The sequence below is a fragment of the Tropicimonas sp. IMCC34043 genome, from assembly GCF_003390845.1.
In the GTDB taxonomy this organism is placed as follows: domain Bacteria; phylum Pseudomonadota; class Alphaproteobacteria; order Rhodobacterales; family Rhodobacteraceae; genus Tropicimonas.
Window position 1 is genome coordinate 52,570 of the sequence record NZ_QMEK01000001.1, and the last position, 13,300, is coordinate 65,869.

Genomic DNA, 13,300 nt, shown 5'->3' on the forward strand with positions numbered 1-13,300 from the left:
TTGGTCCTTTGATTGTGGGCGAATTCTGAAAGCGCCCGATGCCACAAGGGCGCGGGTCTGTCAAACCCCAAAACACCCGCGGAGATGGGATGCACGAGTTCATTCTGCCCGGAGATCCGCCCGTGCGTGTCTTGTTGCGGCGTTCTGCGCGGGCGCGGCGATTCTCGCTCAGGGTTTCGCGACTGGACGGGCGGGTGACCCTGACATTGCCGGCCAACGTCGCCGAACGCCGGGGGATCGCCTTTGTCGAGGAAAAGGCCGGCTGGCTGCGGCAGCGCCTGTCCGAGCGCACGCCGGACATTCCGGTGGCCGTCGGCACCGTGCTGACGGTGGCGGGCCAGCCGCTGGTCGTCGCCCCTTCGAGCCGCAGCCGGATCGACCCTGCCGCCGGGGTGATCGCGGTCGCGCGCAGCTCGCGCAGCGTGCCGACCACGGTCGCCGCCTTGCTGCGGGGGTTGGCGCGGGACCGGGTTGTCGCTGCCTCGGACGATCATTCCGGGCGTCTCGGGCGACCCTATGCCCGCATCACGCTGCGCGACACCCGCTCGCGTTGGGGGTCCTGTTCGGCCGAGGGCGCGCTGATGTACTCCTGGCGGCTGATCCTTGCGCCGCCCGGTGTGCTCGACTACGTCTGTGCCCATGAAGTCGCCCATCTGGCCGAGATGAACCACGGGCCGCAGTTCTGGGCCACGGTCGAACGACTGCGCCCCGACTATGGTCCCGACCGAAGCTGGCTGCGCCGCCATGGCGAGGACCTGCACCGGTTCAGGTTTGCCGCAGACGCAGAGGATCGATCGTGATCGAAGGGCCCGAAGGCATCCCCCCGGTCCTGGTGAATGCGGGTCAGAGCCCGGCCATGGCCAGCGTCGGGGCGACCGTTTTGGCCCACGACCGGATTTACAGGACGATGCGGGTGCGGATCATGCACGGCGAGATGCAGCCCGGCCAGTCGCTGACCCTGCGCGGCATCGGCAAGGAGTTCGGCGTCTCGATGACCCCGGCGCGCGAGGCTTTGCGCCGGCTCGTTGCCGAGGGAGCGCTGACGCTGTCGGCCTCGGGGCGGGTGTCGACGCCCGAGCTTTCCAATGACCGGATCGAGGAACTGGCGGCACTGCGGGCCCTGATCGAGCCCGAACTGGCCGCACGCGCCCTGCCGCGGGCCCACATGGCCCTGATCGAGCGGCTGCAGACCATCAATCAGCGGATCGTCGAGCAGCGCGCCATCAAACATGCGGCCCAGACCTATATCAGGGCCAATCTGGAGTTTCACCGCACACTCTATCTGCGGGCACAGGCGCCGGCGATGCTGGCGATGGCCGAAACAGTCTGGCTGCAACTGGGCCCGACAATGGGAATGCTCTATGACCGGCTGCGGCGGACCGAGGCGCCCTATTATCACAAGGTGATCATCGCGGCGCTGAAGGCGGGCGATGAATCCTCGCTGAAGCTCGCCGTGCGGACCGACGTGACCCGCGGTCTCAGGCTTCTGGCGCAGTAGCGTCGGGGCCGCGGGCGGCCTCGCCCACCGCCTCGCGCCAGTGCCGCCGACAGAGCGAGACATAGGTCTCGTTGCCGCCGATCTGAACCTGTTCGCCGGTCATCGTGGCCTGGCCGTCCGGGCCGATCCGCGCCACCATGGTGGCCTTGCGCCCGCAATGGCAGATCGTGCGCACTTCGCGCATCTCATCGGCCAGCGCCAGCAGGGTCGCCGAACCGGGGAACAGCCGGCCCATGAAATCGACGCGGAGCCCATAGCACATGACAGGGACCCCGAGGTCGTCGACCGCGCGGGCCAGTTGCCAGGCCTGAGCTTCGGTCAGGAACTGTGCCTCGTCGACAAAGACGCAGGCGATCCGCCCTTTCGCCATGCGCTGCGAGATCCGCGCGAAAAGGTCGTCATCGGCATCGAACACCTCGGCCGGCGCCGAGATCCCGATACGCGACCCGATCGTGCAGGCGCCGGCGCGGGTATCGACCCCGGCCGTCAGCAGATAGGTGTCCATACCGCGTTCGCGATAATTATAGGACGCCTGCAGCAGGATCGTCGACTTGCCGGCGTTCATGGTGGAGTAGTGGAAGTAGAGCTTGGCCATGTCCAAGGCTCTAGACCGAGGCGAGGGGCGCGCGCAATGCGGCCGGCGGACCTGACCAGACGGTCGCCACGCGCTCAGCCGAAGGCAGTTTCAAGCGCGATTTCGACCATGTCGCCAAAGCTGCGTTCGCGCTCGTCGCTCGACAACTCCTCGCCGGTCAGCAGATGGTTGCTGATGGTCAGGATCGCCAGCGCCCGGCAGCCATGGCGGGCAGCGACGGCATAAAGCTCGGCTGCCTCCATCTCGACCGCAAGGACGCCATGGCGGGCCAGCTGATCGGAAAGGTCGGTACGCTCGTCATAGAATGTATCGGAGGAATAGATGCCGCCGACGTGGGTCTGAACTCCGCGCGCTTCGGCGCAGGCGACGGCACGCGACAGCAACGACCAATCGGCGCAGGGGGCAAAGTTCAATTCCCGAAACAATCCCCGAGAGGGGGTGGACATCGACGAGGCGGTCATTGCGATCACCAGATCGCGAACTTCCACCGACGTCTGCATTGATCCGGCCGATCCGATCCGGATCAATGTCTTTGCACCGAAATCTTTTATTATCTCATTTGCGTATATCGAAAGTGATGGCATTCCCATTCCGGAGCCATGGATCGTCACTCTATTTCCGTGCCAGAACCCCGTGAAGCCCAGCATTCCGCGGACTTCATTAACGCATTCTATCTCATTCAGAAACTTCTCGGCTGCCCATTTTGCGCGGTACGGATCGCCGGGAAGAAGAACGACCTCTGCAATGTCGCCCTCATTCGCGCCAATATGCACTGACATTCTTGCCTCCCGCGCCGCAACGGACCCTGTTGGCCGGCCTTGGGGGACCGGACCTGAACGGGGCTGCGATCAGATAGAAAACTCTTCTATGTTCGCACCTTCCGCTTCGGCGTCCTTGATCCATTGCGGTTTGCGCCCGCGGCCGGACCAGGTCTGTTCCGGGTTCTCGGGGTTGCGGAATTTCGCGGGGTTCTTTGACTTCATCCGCGCGCGCATTCGCAACGACGGGTCGGCCGTCAGTTCGTCGAGGCGGAAGCCATGTGCCGCCGCCGCCTTTATCGCGGCATCGAGCGCGGCACGCCGTTCGCGTTCCGCAAGGCTGGACAGGGCCGCATCGACATCGATCTTGAGCTGTTCGAGCTCGGTTCTCGAGAGTGTGTTCAGGTCGTGCAAGTTCGTTTCTCCGAAGTTATGGCGATTAAAAGCCACAACCTCCGGGAGAAATCAATTGCCAATTTCTTGATGTCCGCTCTTCGGAGCGGCAATTGCCTATTCAGCGGCCATTTTTGACGGGTCGGCAAGCATAACGATATCCATCATGATTTTGTTGAGCTCGAAATCTTTTGGTGTGTAAACCTTGCTGACTCCGATGGACAGCAATGTAGCGGCATCGTCATCGGGGATGATGCCCCCGACAATCACGGGAATGTGACCAATTCCGGCATCGTTCAATTTCGCAATGATATCCGAGACCAACGGTATATGGCTGCCTGACAGGATCGACAGGCCGATCACATTGGGACGTTCCCTGGATGCCGCTAGGGCAATTTCATCGGGGGTAAGGCGGATGCCTTCGTATTCGATCTCCATGCCGCAATCGCGGGCGCGGAAGGCGATCTGTTCGGCCCCGTTTGAATGGCCGTCGAGTCCCGGTTTGCCCATGAAGAACTTCAGCCGCCGGCCAAGCCGGTCGGAGACCGCATCAACGGCTTCGCGAATGTGATCGAGCCCCTCGGTCTTGTTCGAGATCGAGCGCGAGACCCCGGTCGGGCCGCGGTACTGCCCGTGGACCTCGCGCATGACCCCGGCCCATTCGCCAGTAGTCGCGCCGGCCTTGGCCGCGGCAATCGACGGCGGCATGATGTTGTCGCCCGCCTGCGCCGCCTGACGCAGCCGGTCGAGCGCTGCGGCGACAGCCGCGGCGTCGCGGCCCGCGCGCCAGGCCTCGAGCCGGCCGATCTGATCCTGTTCCATCGCCGGATCGACCACCATGATGCCGCCATCGGCACCGACCAGCGGCGAAGGCTCGGCCTCGGTCCAGCGGTTGACACCGACGACCACGGTCTGGCCCTGTTCGATGCCGACCAGACGGTCGGCGTTGGAATTGACCAGTTGCGCCTTCATGTACTCGATCGCCCCGATGGCGCCGCCCATGCTTTCGATATTGGCCAGTTCGGCGCGCGCGCCGTCCTTCAGCGACTCGACCTTGCGATCGACCGCAGGGTTGCCATCGAACAGGTCGTCGTATTCCAGCAGGTCGGTCTCGTAGGCCATGATCTGCTGCATCCGCAGCGACCATTGCTGGTCCCAGGGCCGCGGCAGTCCCAGCGCCTCGTTCCAGGCCGGCAACTGCACGGCGCGGGCGCGGGCGCGTTTCGACAGTGTCACCGCCAGCATCTCGATCAGGATGCGATAAACGTTGTTCTCGGGCTGCTGTTCGGTCAGGCCGAGGCTGTTGACCTGCACGCCATAGCGGAAGCGGCGGTATTTCTCTTCGGTGACACCATAGCGGTCGCGGCAGATCTCGTCCCAGAGCTCCGCGAAGGCACGCATCTTGCACATCTCGGTCACAAAGCGGATGCCCGCGTTGACGAAGAACGAGATGCGTCCGACGAGTTTCGGAAAGTCCTTGTCCGCCACCTTCCCCCGCAACCCGTCCAGCACCGCCTGGCCGGTTGCCAGCGCGAAGGCCAGTTCCTGCTCGGGCGTCGCGCCGGCCTCTTGCAGGTGGTACGAGCAGACGTTCATCGGGTTCCACTTCGGGATCTCGCGATAGCAATATTCCGCGACGTCGGTGATCATCTTCAGCGATGGCTTCGGCGGGCAGATATAGGTGCCGCGCGACAGGTATTCCTTGATCAGGTCGTTCTGCACCGTGCCCTGCAGTTTCGACACGTCTGCGCCCTGTTCCTCGGCCACGGCGACATAGAGCGACAGCAGCCAGGGCGCGGTCGCATTGATCGTCATCGAGGTGTTCATCTGTTCGAGCGGGATCTGGTCGAACAGCGCCCGCATGTCGCCCAGATGCGCCACCGGCACGCCCACTTTGCCGACCTCACCCCGGGCAAGTTCGTGGTCGCTGTCATAGCCGGTCTGGGTCGGCAGGTCGAACGCGACCGAAAGGCCGGTCTGACCCCTGGAAAGGTTGTTGCGATAAAGTTCGTTCGAGGCCTTGGCCGTGGAATGCCCGGCATAGGTGCGGAAAAGCCAAGGCTGGTCTTTCTGGGTATCGGTCATCGGCGGGCCTCGCGACTGGGGAATGGCAATAATATTCCGATCTGGAGCAACTATGCGAAAGATTGTGGCGGTGTCAATTCGCTGCAATGCGGCGGGTGTGACAGAGGGCGGCCTCGGCAATGCCGGTAATTGCCGGAAGGCTGTATTGAGGCCGCCCAGGCGGCTGCAGCGGGGATTGTCCGGGCAGGCGCAGCCCTGAGACGGCAGAAACGGGAGGGCAGGCGGCAGAATGCCGATGCCGTCGAGGGCGCCATGGACTCTTCGGTGGCGACATAAAGTTTCAAAAACCTTAGCAGCACTGTTGATAAGTTGCGCCAAGATCTCTAATCCACTACGAGCAGCCGTGATGATTCTGCATTGCGGCACGTACTATGGTGGAGGCTTGGATGGCTCTGGACGACATGAACCACGCAACCTACGAAGCGCCTGAGAAGGAGCTGTACGAGATCGGCGAAATGCCCCCGATGGGCTACGTGCCCGCCAAGATGTACGCTTGGACAATCCGTCGCGAGCGGCACGGCGAGCCGGACAAGTCGTTTCAGGTCGAGGTCGTCGATACCCCCAAGCTCGACAGCCACGAAGTGCTGGTTCTCGTCATGGCGGCGGGCGTCAACTATAACGGTGTCTGGGCCGGGCTCGGCATCCCGATCTCGCCCTTCGACGGTCATGGCGCCGATTATCACATCGCGGGTTCGGATGCCTCTGGCATCGTCTGGGCCGTCGGCGACAAGGTCAATCGCTGGAAGGTCGGCGACGAGGTCGTGATTCACTGCAACCAGGACGACGGCGACGACGAGGAATGCAACGGTGGCGATCCGATGTTCTCGCCCAGCCAGCGGATCTGGGGCTATGAGACGCCGGACGGGTCGTTCGCCCAGTTCACCCGCGTCCAGGCGCAGCAGCTTTTGCCGCGTCCGCAGCATCTGACCTGGGAAGAAAGTGCCTGTTACACCCTGACACTGGCAACCGCCTACCGGATGCTGTTTGGCCATCACCCGCACGAGTTGAAGCCGGGCCAGAACGTTCTGGTCTGGGGCGCCTCGGGCGGTCTCGGCTCGTTCGCGATCCAGCTGATCAACGCCGCCGGTGCCAATGCGATCGGCGTGATCTCGGAGGAGGACAAGCGCCCCTTTGTCATGGGCCTTGGCGCAAAGGGCGTGATCAACCGAAAGGACTTTTCCTGCTGGGGCCAGCTGCCCACGGTCAACACGCCCGAATACGCGGCCTGGTTCAAGGAAGTGCGCAAATTCGGCAAGGCGATCTGGGACATCACCGGCAAGGGCGTGAACGTCGACATGGTGTTCGAACACCCCGGCGAGGCAACGTTCCCGGTCTCGACCTTCGTCGTCAAGAAGGGCGGCATGGTGGTGATCTGTGCCGGCACCTCGGGGTTCAACTGCACCTTCGACGTCCGGTATCTGTGGATGCACCAGAAGCGTGTGCAGGGTAGCCACTTCGCGCACCTCAAACAGGCCGCGGCGGCCAACCGGCTGATGATCGAACGGCGAATCGACCCCTGCATGTCCGAGGTCTTCCCCTGGGAAGAGATCCCGACCGCCCACATGAAGATGCTCAAGAATCAGCACAAGCCGGGCAACATGGCGGTTCTGGTCCAGGCCCCGACGACCGGTCTGCGGACCTTCGAAGACGCCCTCGCCGCGCGCAGATAGCAGGTGAGTGTGCGCAAAAAGCAGGTGATTCTATAGCGCCAATGACGGCCGGTTCCGCTCGGCGGGGCGGGCCGTCTGTTCGGCATGGCTCAAATTTATTTATATTCAATGGCTTGGCCGGTGGCCGGCTCGCCACATCTGGGGAGGATAAAGCCGTGAGTTATGTGGCGTAAATGTCCCGTGCTATGGCTGCGGGGATAATTCGCTATCCTCCCGAACCGAGGTTCTGATATGACCCATTATTGGATGCTGGACGTACTGGCCGATCTTCGGGCGTATGCCCGCGAATGCGAACTTCCGGCGTTGGAACAACAGCTTGAAGTTGCCATTGGGGTCGCTTCGTCCGAGTTTTCCCTGCAGGAAGGCCTCTTGGTGCCGTCCCTAACGTCGAGGAGGTTGCCGGAAGCGGCCATATATGCAGGAGACGCTCGACGATCTGTGTGAATACGTTCAGGCCGCCACGGATGTTGGTGGCCTTCAGAGTGCGACCGAGCGTCTTAGAGATCATTATGGTGTTGCGCACATCGTTTACCACTGGGTGAATGCCGTCGGCGAGCGGTTCGGGGCCGGGACATACAGCCAGGAATGGGTCGACCGTTACGTCGAGAAAGACTATCTGCGGATGGATCCGGTCATCCTCGGGTGTTTTCAACGATTTACGCCGGTCGACTGGAAAGACCTCGACTGGACCAGTCGTGCAGCACGGGCCTTCCTGAAGGAGGCAATCGAGTTTGGTGTTGGCAACCAAGGCTTCACCATCCCGATTCGCGGTCCCTCCGGCCAGTTCGCCCTGTTCACGGCGTCGGATAGTTGCGAGGATTACGAGTGGACCCGCTTCATCGACGGCAACCTGAGAGACTTGATGATAATCGCCCACGAATTCAACAAGAAGGCGTTGGAATTTGAAAGTGGCGGCGACTCGGCTCCGGTTCCGGCGCTGTCGCCGCGGGAGTTGGCGGCGATGACCTATCTGGCGCGTGGGATGAACCGCGCGCAAGCGGCGCAGGAGATGGACATCTCGGAACATACCCTTCGGGTCTATATCGAGGCCGCGCGCCACAAGCTTGGCGCCATGAATACAACCCATGCCGTGGCCCGTGCGCTGAGCCGAGGGCTCATCGTCGTATGACGAAATCGTGAATCGTGCGAATTTGTTAAGGTGACCTAGGGTCTGCGTAGGACCTTGTTAACCAAGTTGGGCCAATCCTTTCCGTACCGGACGGAAAGGAGCCAATCAATATGCTACGGTACATCTACGGAAACGACCTCAATCGCTACCCCACGCTGCGTGACACCATGTTTCGCGACCGCGCCGACCAGTTCTCTCGGAGGCTCGGGTGGGAAGTAAATGTTAACGATCGCGGCGAAGAACGCGATCAATACGACATCCTGAACCCGCTATACGTGATCTGGGAGCTCGACGACGGCACCCACGGGGGCTCCATGCGCTTCCTGCCCACAGTTGGCCGGACCATGATCAACGAGCATTTCTCGCATCTGACGGACGGGGTGAAGATCGAATCACCCCTGATCTGGGAGTGCACGCGGTTCTGCATCTCGCCGCGCGCCGACCGCCGCGCCGCGGCTGCGCTGGTTCTGGGTGGGGGCGAGCTGATGGAGCTCTACCATCTGATGCACTTCTGCGGCGTCTTCGACCCGCGGATGGAGCGGATCTATCGCCTGTACCACGTGGAACCCGATGTGATCGGGACTGCGGGCGAAGGCAAGGATCGCATCGGCGTCGGCCTTTGGGAAATGAAGCCCGAAGCCTGGAAGCCGACGCTCGCCCGTCTTGGCATCGATCGCGCTACCTCGCTCAGCTGGATCAACCGCTCGTTCAACCGTGTTGAGCCGCCGATGGAGCTTGCGAAGATCGCGTGACCTGTTCCTCAAAGGAAGAGCCGCGAATTCCCGGGACGGATCGCGGCTCTCCTGGCTGGAACATCACCGCATTCGTCGCTAGGCTCCGGCCATGGCCGTCCCCGTCGTAACATTCTCGGACGACCAGGCCGAAGCCTGGGATCGCGCGACGGAGGTTCTGGCCTCGGCCGGCGTGGATCTTGTGAACGATGCCCTGACCCCACGGGACGATTCCGCCACCGGACTTCTGGCGGTCATCGGCAAGGCGGGATCGGGAAAGACCCTTCTGCTTGCGCGGCTTGCCGGCGATCTGCTGGCCGCAGGCGTCGAAATCGTCTCGGGCGATTGGGAAGGACGGCGTCGGCGCGACCGGCGTACGCTGGCGATTCTGGCACCGACCAACAAGGCGGCAAGCGTGCTGCGTAACCGCGGCGTGCCTGCAACGACGATCCACCGCATACTCTATACCCCGGTCTACGATCCGGAATACGAAAAGATCGCGGCCTGGCTTGCCGGCCAGGGTGAGCGCCCGACGGTCGAGGGGCTGACAGATGCCGCGCTTGACCGCGCCCATGCGTTTTTTCAGACCCACAAGTCGATCCCCGGCGCGCTTGCGGTCGCAGGACTGCGCGGGTCCGATTTCATCACCGGCTGGAAGCGGCGCGACGAGCCGCTCGATATCGGCTTTGTCGACGAAAGCTCGATGCTCGACACCCGGCAATTCGACGACCTGCGCGAGATCTTTCCGACCCTGATACTGTTCGGCGACCCGGCGCAGTTGGCCCCTGTCAACAATTCCGGCGCCATGGTCTTCGAAACCCTCCCCGAGGCGAACCGGATCGAACTCCACCGCGTTCACCGTCAGGCCGGCGACAGCCCGATTCTCGATCTCGCCCACGCATTGTCCGACCCGGATCTCGATTTCGAGCAGTTCGAGCGGATGATCGAACAGGCTGCCCGCGATGATCCGCGGGTCGAGATCGCGGGCCGGGTCGATGCCGAATTGATGGCGCGCTCGCCGGTGCTGGTCTGGCGCAACGCCACAAGAATCCGGCTGATCAACGCTTTCCGCACCGCCTATGACGCGCCGCCCGACGGTCTGCTGCCGGGCGAGCCGCTGATCTGCGACGGGATCGAGCTGCCGCTCAAGCACCGCAAGAAGCGGCTCGACCTCGAGGCACGGGGCCTGATCAAGGGCGCGCAGGTGATCTGGCTTGGCCCCGGGCGTCGCCCCGGATTCTCGCGCCTGCATGTGATCGGAACCGAGGATCCGCGGCTTTCGGCGGCCTCGATCATCAAGATCGAGATGCCGGGCGAGGAAGAGCCGTTCATTCCCTTTGCCGCCAACATGGGCGCGGCGTTCCTGCATGGGGCTGCTGTCACGATTCACAAGGCGCAGGGCTCGCAATGGCCCGCCGTCCAGGTCTTTGCCCCCGATCTCTATGCCGCCGCGCGTGCAGGCCGGGTCGAGGCGGGCCAACCGCTCTGGAAACGACTGGCCTATGTGGCGATCACGCGCGCCGAAGAGCGGCTGATCTGGGTTACCCGCTATCGCCTTGCGCGGCCAAGGTCGCCGCTCGACATCGCGGATCTGCCGGTGCCGCAGACCGCCCTGTCACTGACCCCGGCCGAACTGTGACGGCCTAAAGCCGGACCACAGAAATCAGCCGGCCATAATCCGCCTCGCCCCGATGTACCGACCGGCGATAGGAATAGAACCGTTCCGGGTCGGAATAGGTGCAGTGCCGGGTCCAGCTGGCCTGACCGATGCCGGCCGCGCGCATCCGCGCGAGGCTGTAGGCGGGCAGGTCGAAGTATGGCTTTTCGCCGCCGCTGCCCGCAAAGAACCGCTGGTTGTCGGGATCTTCGGCGATGAACTCGTCGAAAAACTCCCAGCCGACCTCATAGGCGCGCTGCGAGATCGTGGGGCCGATCACCGCGCTGATCCGCTCGCGGTTGGCACCAAGCTGCTCCATCGCGTCAAGCACCGCCTCAAGCACGCCGCCAAGTGCACCGCGCCAGCCCGCGTGCGCCGCCCCGATCACCTGGGCCTCGTGATCGGCAAACAGCACCGGCTGGCAATCGGCCGTCAGCACCGCAAGCGCGATCCCGGGGGTGGCCGTCACCATCCCGTCGGCATCCGGCCGGTCGGTCGGTGCCGAGTCGAGGGTGATGACATTGGCCGAGTGGATCTGGTTCATCGAGATCAGCTGGCCCGATCCGACGCCCATGGCCTGGGCGACGCGGTCGCGGTTGATCGCCACGATTTCGCTCTGGTCCGACGATCCCGGGCCGCAATTCAATCCCTCGAATACCCCCGAGGAGGCGCCGCCGCGGCGGGTGAAGAACCCGTGGCGCAGGGGCGACAGGCTGTCGGCGGTGAGAATTTCGAGGGTCATGTTGCAAATCCGGGGGGCAATGGGGTTTCGGGCGAATGAATGCCGATGACTTTGAAGAGCGAACCCATTTCCTCGGGGTGGGTCAAGCGGCGATGCGCGGCAACATGGGATGCCAGAGCGGATTCGTCACGGATATGGGCGGCGAGCGCCCGGGCGCGTTCGGTGATGCCAAGCCGCTCCAGCCAGACACCTTGCGGCGTCATCGGGGTCACGGCGGCGCCGGCCGCTTGCGCGGCGGCGGCGACCGCTTCGAAATCCACATGGGCGGTCAGGTCGGCCCGGCCGGGGGCTGCCAGCGGATCGGCAAAGCGGTGGTCCTGCACCGCCTGCAACGTGTCCCCCCGCGATCTCCAGTCGCCATAGTCGATGACGAGCGCCAGCCCGCCGCGGTCGGCAATCTGCCCCGCGATTCTGGCAACGATGCCGGGCAGGGCGGGGCAAAGCTCGACGATTTCGCCCGGTTCGGTATCGCCCAGACGGTGGTCGAGCGCGGGGACCGGCCCCGGCTGCGCGAAATCGAACGCCAGCCTGCCCGAGGACAGCGCCACCTCCCGTTCGCGCCAGCCCGCCCCGTCGCGGCGAAACTGCCGGATCGGCAGCGCATCGAGGAATTCGTTGGCGATCAGGAACAGCGGCGCGTGCGGCAAATCCGCGATGCCGCCGATCCAGACCGCCTCGTGGTTTCCCAAAGCCGCCCGCTGCAGATCGCGCAGGCGCGGGCTGGCCTCCAGCAGATGCAGATGCGTCGCCACATGGAACCCCGGCACCCGGCCGGTTGCGCGCAGCGCGTCCCGCATCAGGGTGCCGCGGCCGGGGCCAAGCTCGGCCAGAACGCTGGGGGCAGGGCGCCCCTGGTCGAGCCAGCCTTGCGCCAGTGCCAGGCCCACCAGTTCGCCGAACATCTGGCTGATTTCGGGCGCGGTGGTGAAATCGCCGGCCCGTCCGAAGACCTCGCGCGTGGTATAGTAACCCCGTTCGGGGTCGAACAGGCAGGCCGCCATGAAGGCGTCGAGGCCAAGCGGGCCGGTCGCGGCGATCCGGCGGGCCAGATCCTGCGCAAGGTCGGTCACGGCATCGACCTGCGGCGAAGGGCAATCGCCACCAGCATGAGCCCGAGCGCCAGCATCGGCAGCGACAGAAGCTGGCCCATGGTAACGCCATAACCGCCCAGGCCGATCACATGACCCGACGGATTGCCGGGGCCGACGAATTGCGCGTCGGGCTGGCGGAAGAACTCGACCACGAAGCGTGCGATCCCATAGCCGGCAAAGAACACGCCCGCGGCCAGTCCGGGCACCTTCAGCGCCCCGCGTCGCAGCACCAGCCACAGCAGGACCGCGCCCAGCACCAAACCTTCGAGCCCGGCCTCGTAAAGCTGGCTCGGGTGCCGCGCCAGTTCGTCGCCATAATAGAACCACTTGCCGGCCTCGGCGCAGCCTTGCATCGCCGGATCGCTGCACATGGTCGGGAATTTCATCGCCCAAGGCGCATCGCTGGCCCGGCCCCAGAGCTCGCCGTTGATGAAATTGGCAATCCGGCCAAAGAACAGCCCCGGCGGCGTCGCGATCGCCATCGCATCGGCGGCGGAAAGCCGCGGGATGGCATTGCGTCCGGTAAAGATCCAGGTGGCCAGAATCACCCCGAGCAGCCCGCCGTGAAACGACATCCCGCCCTCCCACAGCGCGAAGATGCGCAGGGGATTGGCAAGATAAAACAGCGGGTTGTAGAACAGCACGAACCCCAGACGGCCACCCAGAACGACGCCGAGGATCACCCAGCTCATCAGCTCTTCGACCTGCGCCGCGGTCATCGGCGGCCGGTTGGCGGGCCAGAGCGTCGGCCGGCGCATCAGCAGGACGAGCAGCCGCCAGCCGAGGAGCAACCCGGCGATATAGGCCAGCGCATACCAGCGCAGCGCGAAGTCCATGCCGAACATGGAGAACGAGAACAGCTCGGGGCTTGGCTCGGGAAATGGGATCAGCGCTTTCATCAAACCGCTATTGCCTGTGGGATCGCGGCGAAGTCAACCTTGAGGCCTGCCG

Annotated in this window: 13 protein-coding genes; 6 read left to right on the top strand and 7 right to left on the bottom strand. The window is 64.0% G+C overall.

Going from position 1 to position 13,300, the window contains the following annotated elements; translation table 11 throughout:
* Positions 1 to 89 precede the first annotated feature (89 nt).
* Both DQG17_RS00225 and DQG17_RS00230 read left to right on the top strand, forming a co-directional pair.
* Complete coding sequence (locus tag DQG17_RS00225; protein WP_116130760.1) at positions 90 to 800, top strand: M48 family metallopeptidase; 711 nt, start codon at positions 90 to 92, stop codon at positions 798 to 800.
* Between the two features lie 56 nt (positions 801 to 856).
* The gene (locus DQG17_RS00230; RefSeq protein WP_116132506.1) at positions 857 to 1,498 is read left to right on the top strand and encodes a GntR family transcriptional regulator; all 642 of its coding nucleotides are present in this window, start codon (positions 857 to 859) and stop codon (positions 1,496 to 1,498) included.
* On the opposite strand, the gene DQG17_RS00235 is transcribed toward DQG17_RS00230, so the two are convergent.
* The 4 genes from DQG17_RS00235 to DQG17_RS00250 all read right to left on the bottom strand — a co-directional run bounded on the left by DQG17_RS00235 (position 1,479) and on the right by DQG17_RS00250 (position 5,353).
* Positions 1,479 to 2,093: a thymidine kinase gene (locus tag DQG17_RS00235; RefSeq protein WP_116130761.1), complete on the bottom strand. Its 615-nt coding sequence runs from the start codon at positions 2,091 to 2,093 to the stop codon at positions 1,479 to 1,481. The genes DQG17_RS00230 and DQG17_RS00235 overlap by 20 nt on opposite strands.
* A 74-nt stretch (positions 2,094 to 2,167) precedes the next feature.
* A complete protein-coding gene (deoD, locus tag DQG17_RS00240; protein ID WP_116130762.1) occupies positions 2,168 to 2,872 on the bottom strand; it encodes a purine-nucleoside phosphorylase in 705 nt (234 codons plus the stop codon).
* 69 nt (positions 2,873 to 2,941) lie between these two features.
* Positions 2,942 to 3,301: an H-NS family nucleoid-associated regulatory protein gene (locus tag DQG17_RS00245; RefSeq protein ID WP_232829278.1), complete on the bottom strand. Its 360-nt coding sequence runs from the start codon at positions 3,299 to 3,301 to the stop codon at positions 2,942 to 2,944.
* A 60-nt stretch (positions 3,302 to 3,361) separates the two neighbouring features.
* Positions 3,362 to 5,353 (bottom strand): methylmalonyl-CoA mutase family protein, encoded by a 1,992-nt coding sequence (locus DQG17_RS00250; RefSeq protein ID WP_255415651.1) that lies wholly within the window; start codon positions 5,351 to 5,353, stop codon positions 3,362 to 3,364.
* Between the two features lie 362 nt (positions 5,354 to 5,715).
* Here DQG17_RS00250 and ccrA point away from each other — a divergent pair, with 362 nt between their 5' ends.
* The 4 genes from ccrA (at position 5,716) to DQG17_RS00270 (ending at position 10,498) form a co-directional block, all read left to right on the top strand.
* Positions 5,716 to 6,999, top strand: coding sequence for a crotonyl-CoA carboxylase/reductase (ccrA, locus tag DQG17_RS00255; RefSeq protein ID WP_116130765.1), 1,284 nt, complete (start codon positions 5,716 to 5,718; stop codon positions 6,997 to 6,999).
* 415 nt (positions 7,000 to 7,414) lie between these two features.
* Entirely contained in the window at positions 7,415 to 8,128 is a 714-nt protein-coding gene (locus DQG17_RS00260; RefSeq protein ID WP_116130766.1) for a LuxR family transcriptional regulator, read from the top strand.
* 110 nt (positions 8,129 to 8,238) lie between these two features.
* Positions 8,239 to 8,880 (top strand): acyl-homoserine-lactone synthase, encoded by a 642-nt coding sequence (locus DQG17_RS00265; protein WP_116130767.1) that lies wholly within the window; start codon positions 8,239 to 8,241, stop codon positions 8,878 to 8,880.
* Positions 8,881 to 8,971: 91 nt separating this feature from the next.
* Positions 8,972 to 10,498, top strand: a complete 1,527-nt coding sequence (locus DQG17_RS00270; protein WP_116130768.1) for an ATP-dependent RecD-like DNA helicase — start codon at positions 8,972 to 8,974, stop codon at positions 10,496 to 10,498.
* A gap of 4 nt (positions 10,499 to 10,502) precedes the next feature.
* Here DQG17_RS00270 and pgeF read toward each other — a convergent pair whose 3' ends face one another.
* The 3 genes from pgeF to lgt are packed head-to-tail and all read right to left on the bottom strand — an operon-like array spanning position 10,503 to position 13,248.
* The gene (pgeF, locus tag DQG17_RS00275; protein ID WP_116130769.1) at positions 10,503 to 11,258 is read right to left on the bottom strand and encodes a peptidoglycan editing factor PgeF; all 756 of its coding nucleotides are present in this window, start codon (positions 11,256 to 11,258) and stop codon (positions 10,503 to 10,505) included.
* Positions 11,255 to 12,328 carry a class I SAM-dependent methyltransferase gene (locus tag DQG17_RS00280; RefSeq protein ID WP_116130770.1) on the bottom strand — a complete coding sequence of 358 codons (1,074 nt, stop codon included), beginning with the start codon at positions 12,326 to 12,328 and terminating at the stop codon, positions 11,255 to 11,257. Before DQG17_RS00280 ends, pgeF begins: the two co-directional genes overlap by 4 nt.
* Positions 12,325 to 13,248 carry a prolipoprotein diacylglyceryl transferase gene (lgt, locus tag DQG17_RS00285; protein ID WP_116130771.1) on the bottom strand — a complete coding sequence of 308 codons (924 nt, stop codon included), beginning with the start codon at positions 13,246 to 13,248 and terminating at the stop codon, positions 12,325 to 12,327. Before lgt ends, DQG17_RS00280 begins: the two co-directional genes overlap by 4 nt.
* Positions 13,249 to 13,300: the final 52 nt, after the last annotated feature.

Bases quoted from the DNA above. Each gene is read 5' to 3' on its own strand.
- pgeF (WP_116130769.1), bottom strand. From the start codon at position 11,258: ATGACCCTCGAAATTCTCACCGCCGACAGCCTGTCGCCCCTGCGCCAC.
- ccrA (WP_116130765.1), top strand. From the start codon at position 5,716: ATGGCTCTGGACGACATGAACCACGCAACCTACGAAGCGCCTGAGAAG.
- deoD (WP_116130762.1), bottom strand. From the start codon at position 2,872: ATGTCAGTGCATATTGGCGCGAATGAGGGCGACATTGCAGAGGTCGTT.
- DQG17_RS00225 (WP_116130760.1), top strand. From the start codon at position 90: ATGCACGAGTTCATTCTGCCCGGAGATCCGCCCGTGCGTGTCTTGTTG.
- DQG17_RS00265 (WP_116130767.1), top strand. From the start codon at position 8,239: ATGCTACGGTACATCTACGGAAACGACCTCAATCGCTACCCCACGCTG.
- DQG17_RS00235 (WP_116130761.1), bottom strand. From the start codon at position 2,093: ATGGCCAAGCTCTACTTCCACTACTCCACCATGAACGCCGGCAAGTCG.
- DQG17_RS00270 (WP_116130768.1), top strand. From the start codon at position 8,972: ATGGCCGTCCCCGTCGTAACATTCTCGGACGACCAGGCCGAAGCCTGG.
- DQG17_RS00260 (WP_116130766.1), top strand. From the start codon at position 7,415: ATGCAGGAGACGCTCGACGATCTGTGTGAATACGTTCAGGCCGCCACG.
- DQG17_RS00230 (WP_116132506.1), top strand. From the start codon at position 857: ATGGCCAGCGTCGGGGCGACCGTTTTGGCCCACGACCGGATTTACAGG.
- lgt (WP_116130771.1), bottom strand. From the start codon at position 13,248: ATGAAAGCGCTGATCCCATTTCCCGAGCCAAGCCCCGAGCTGTTCTCG.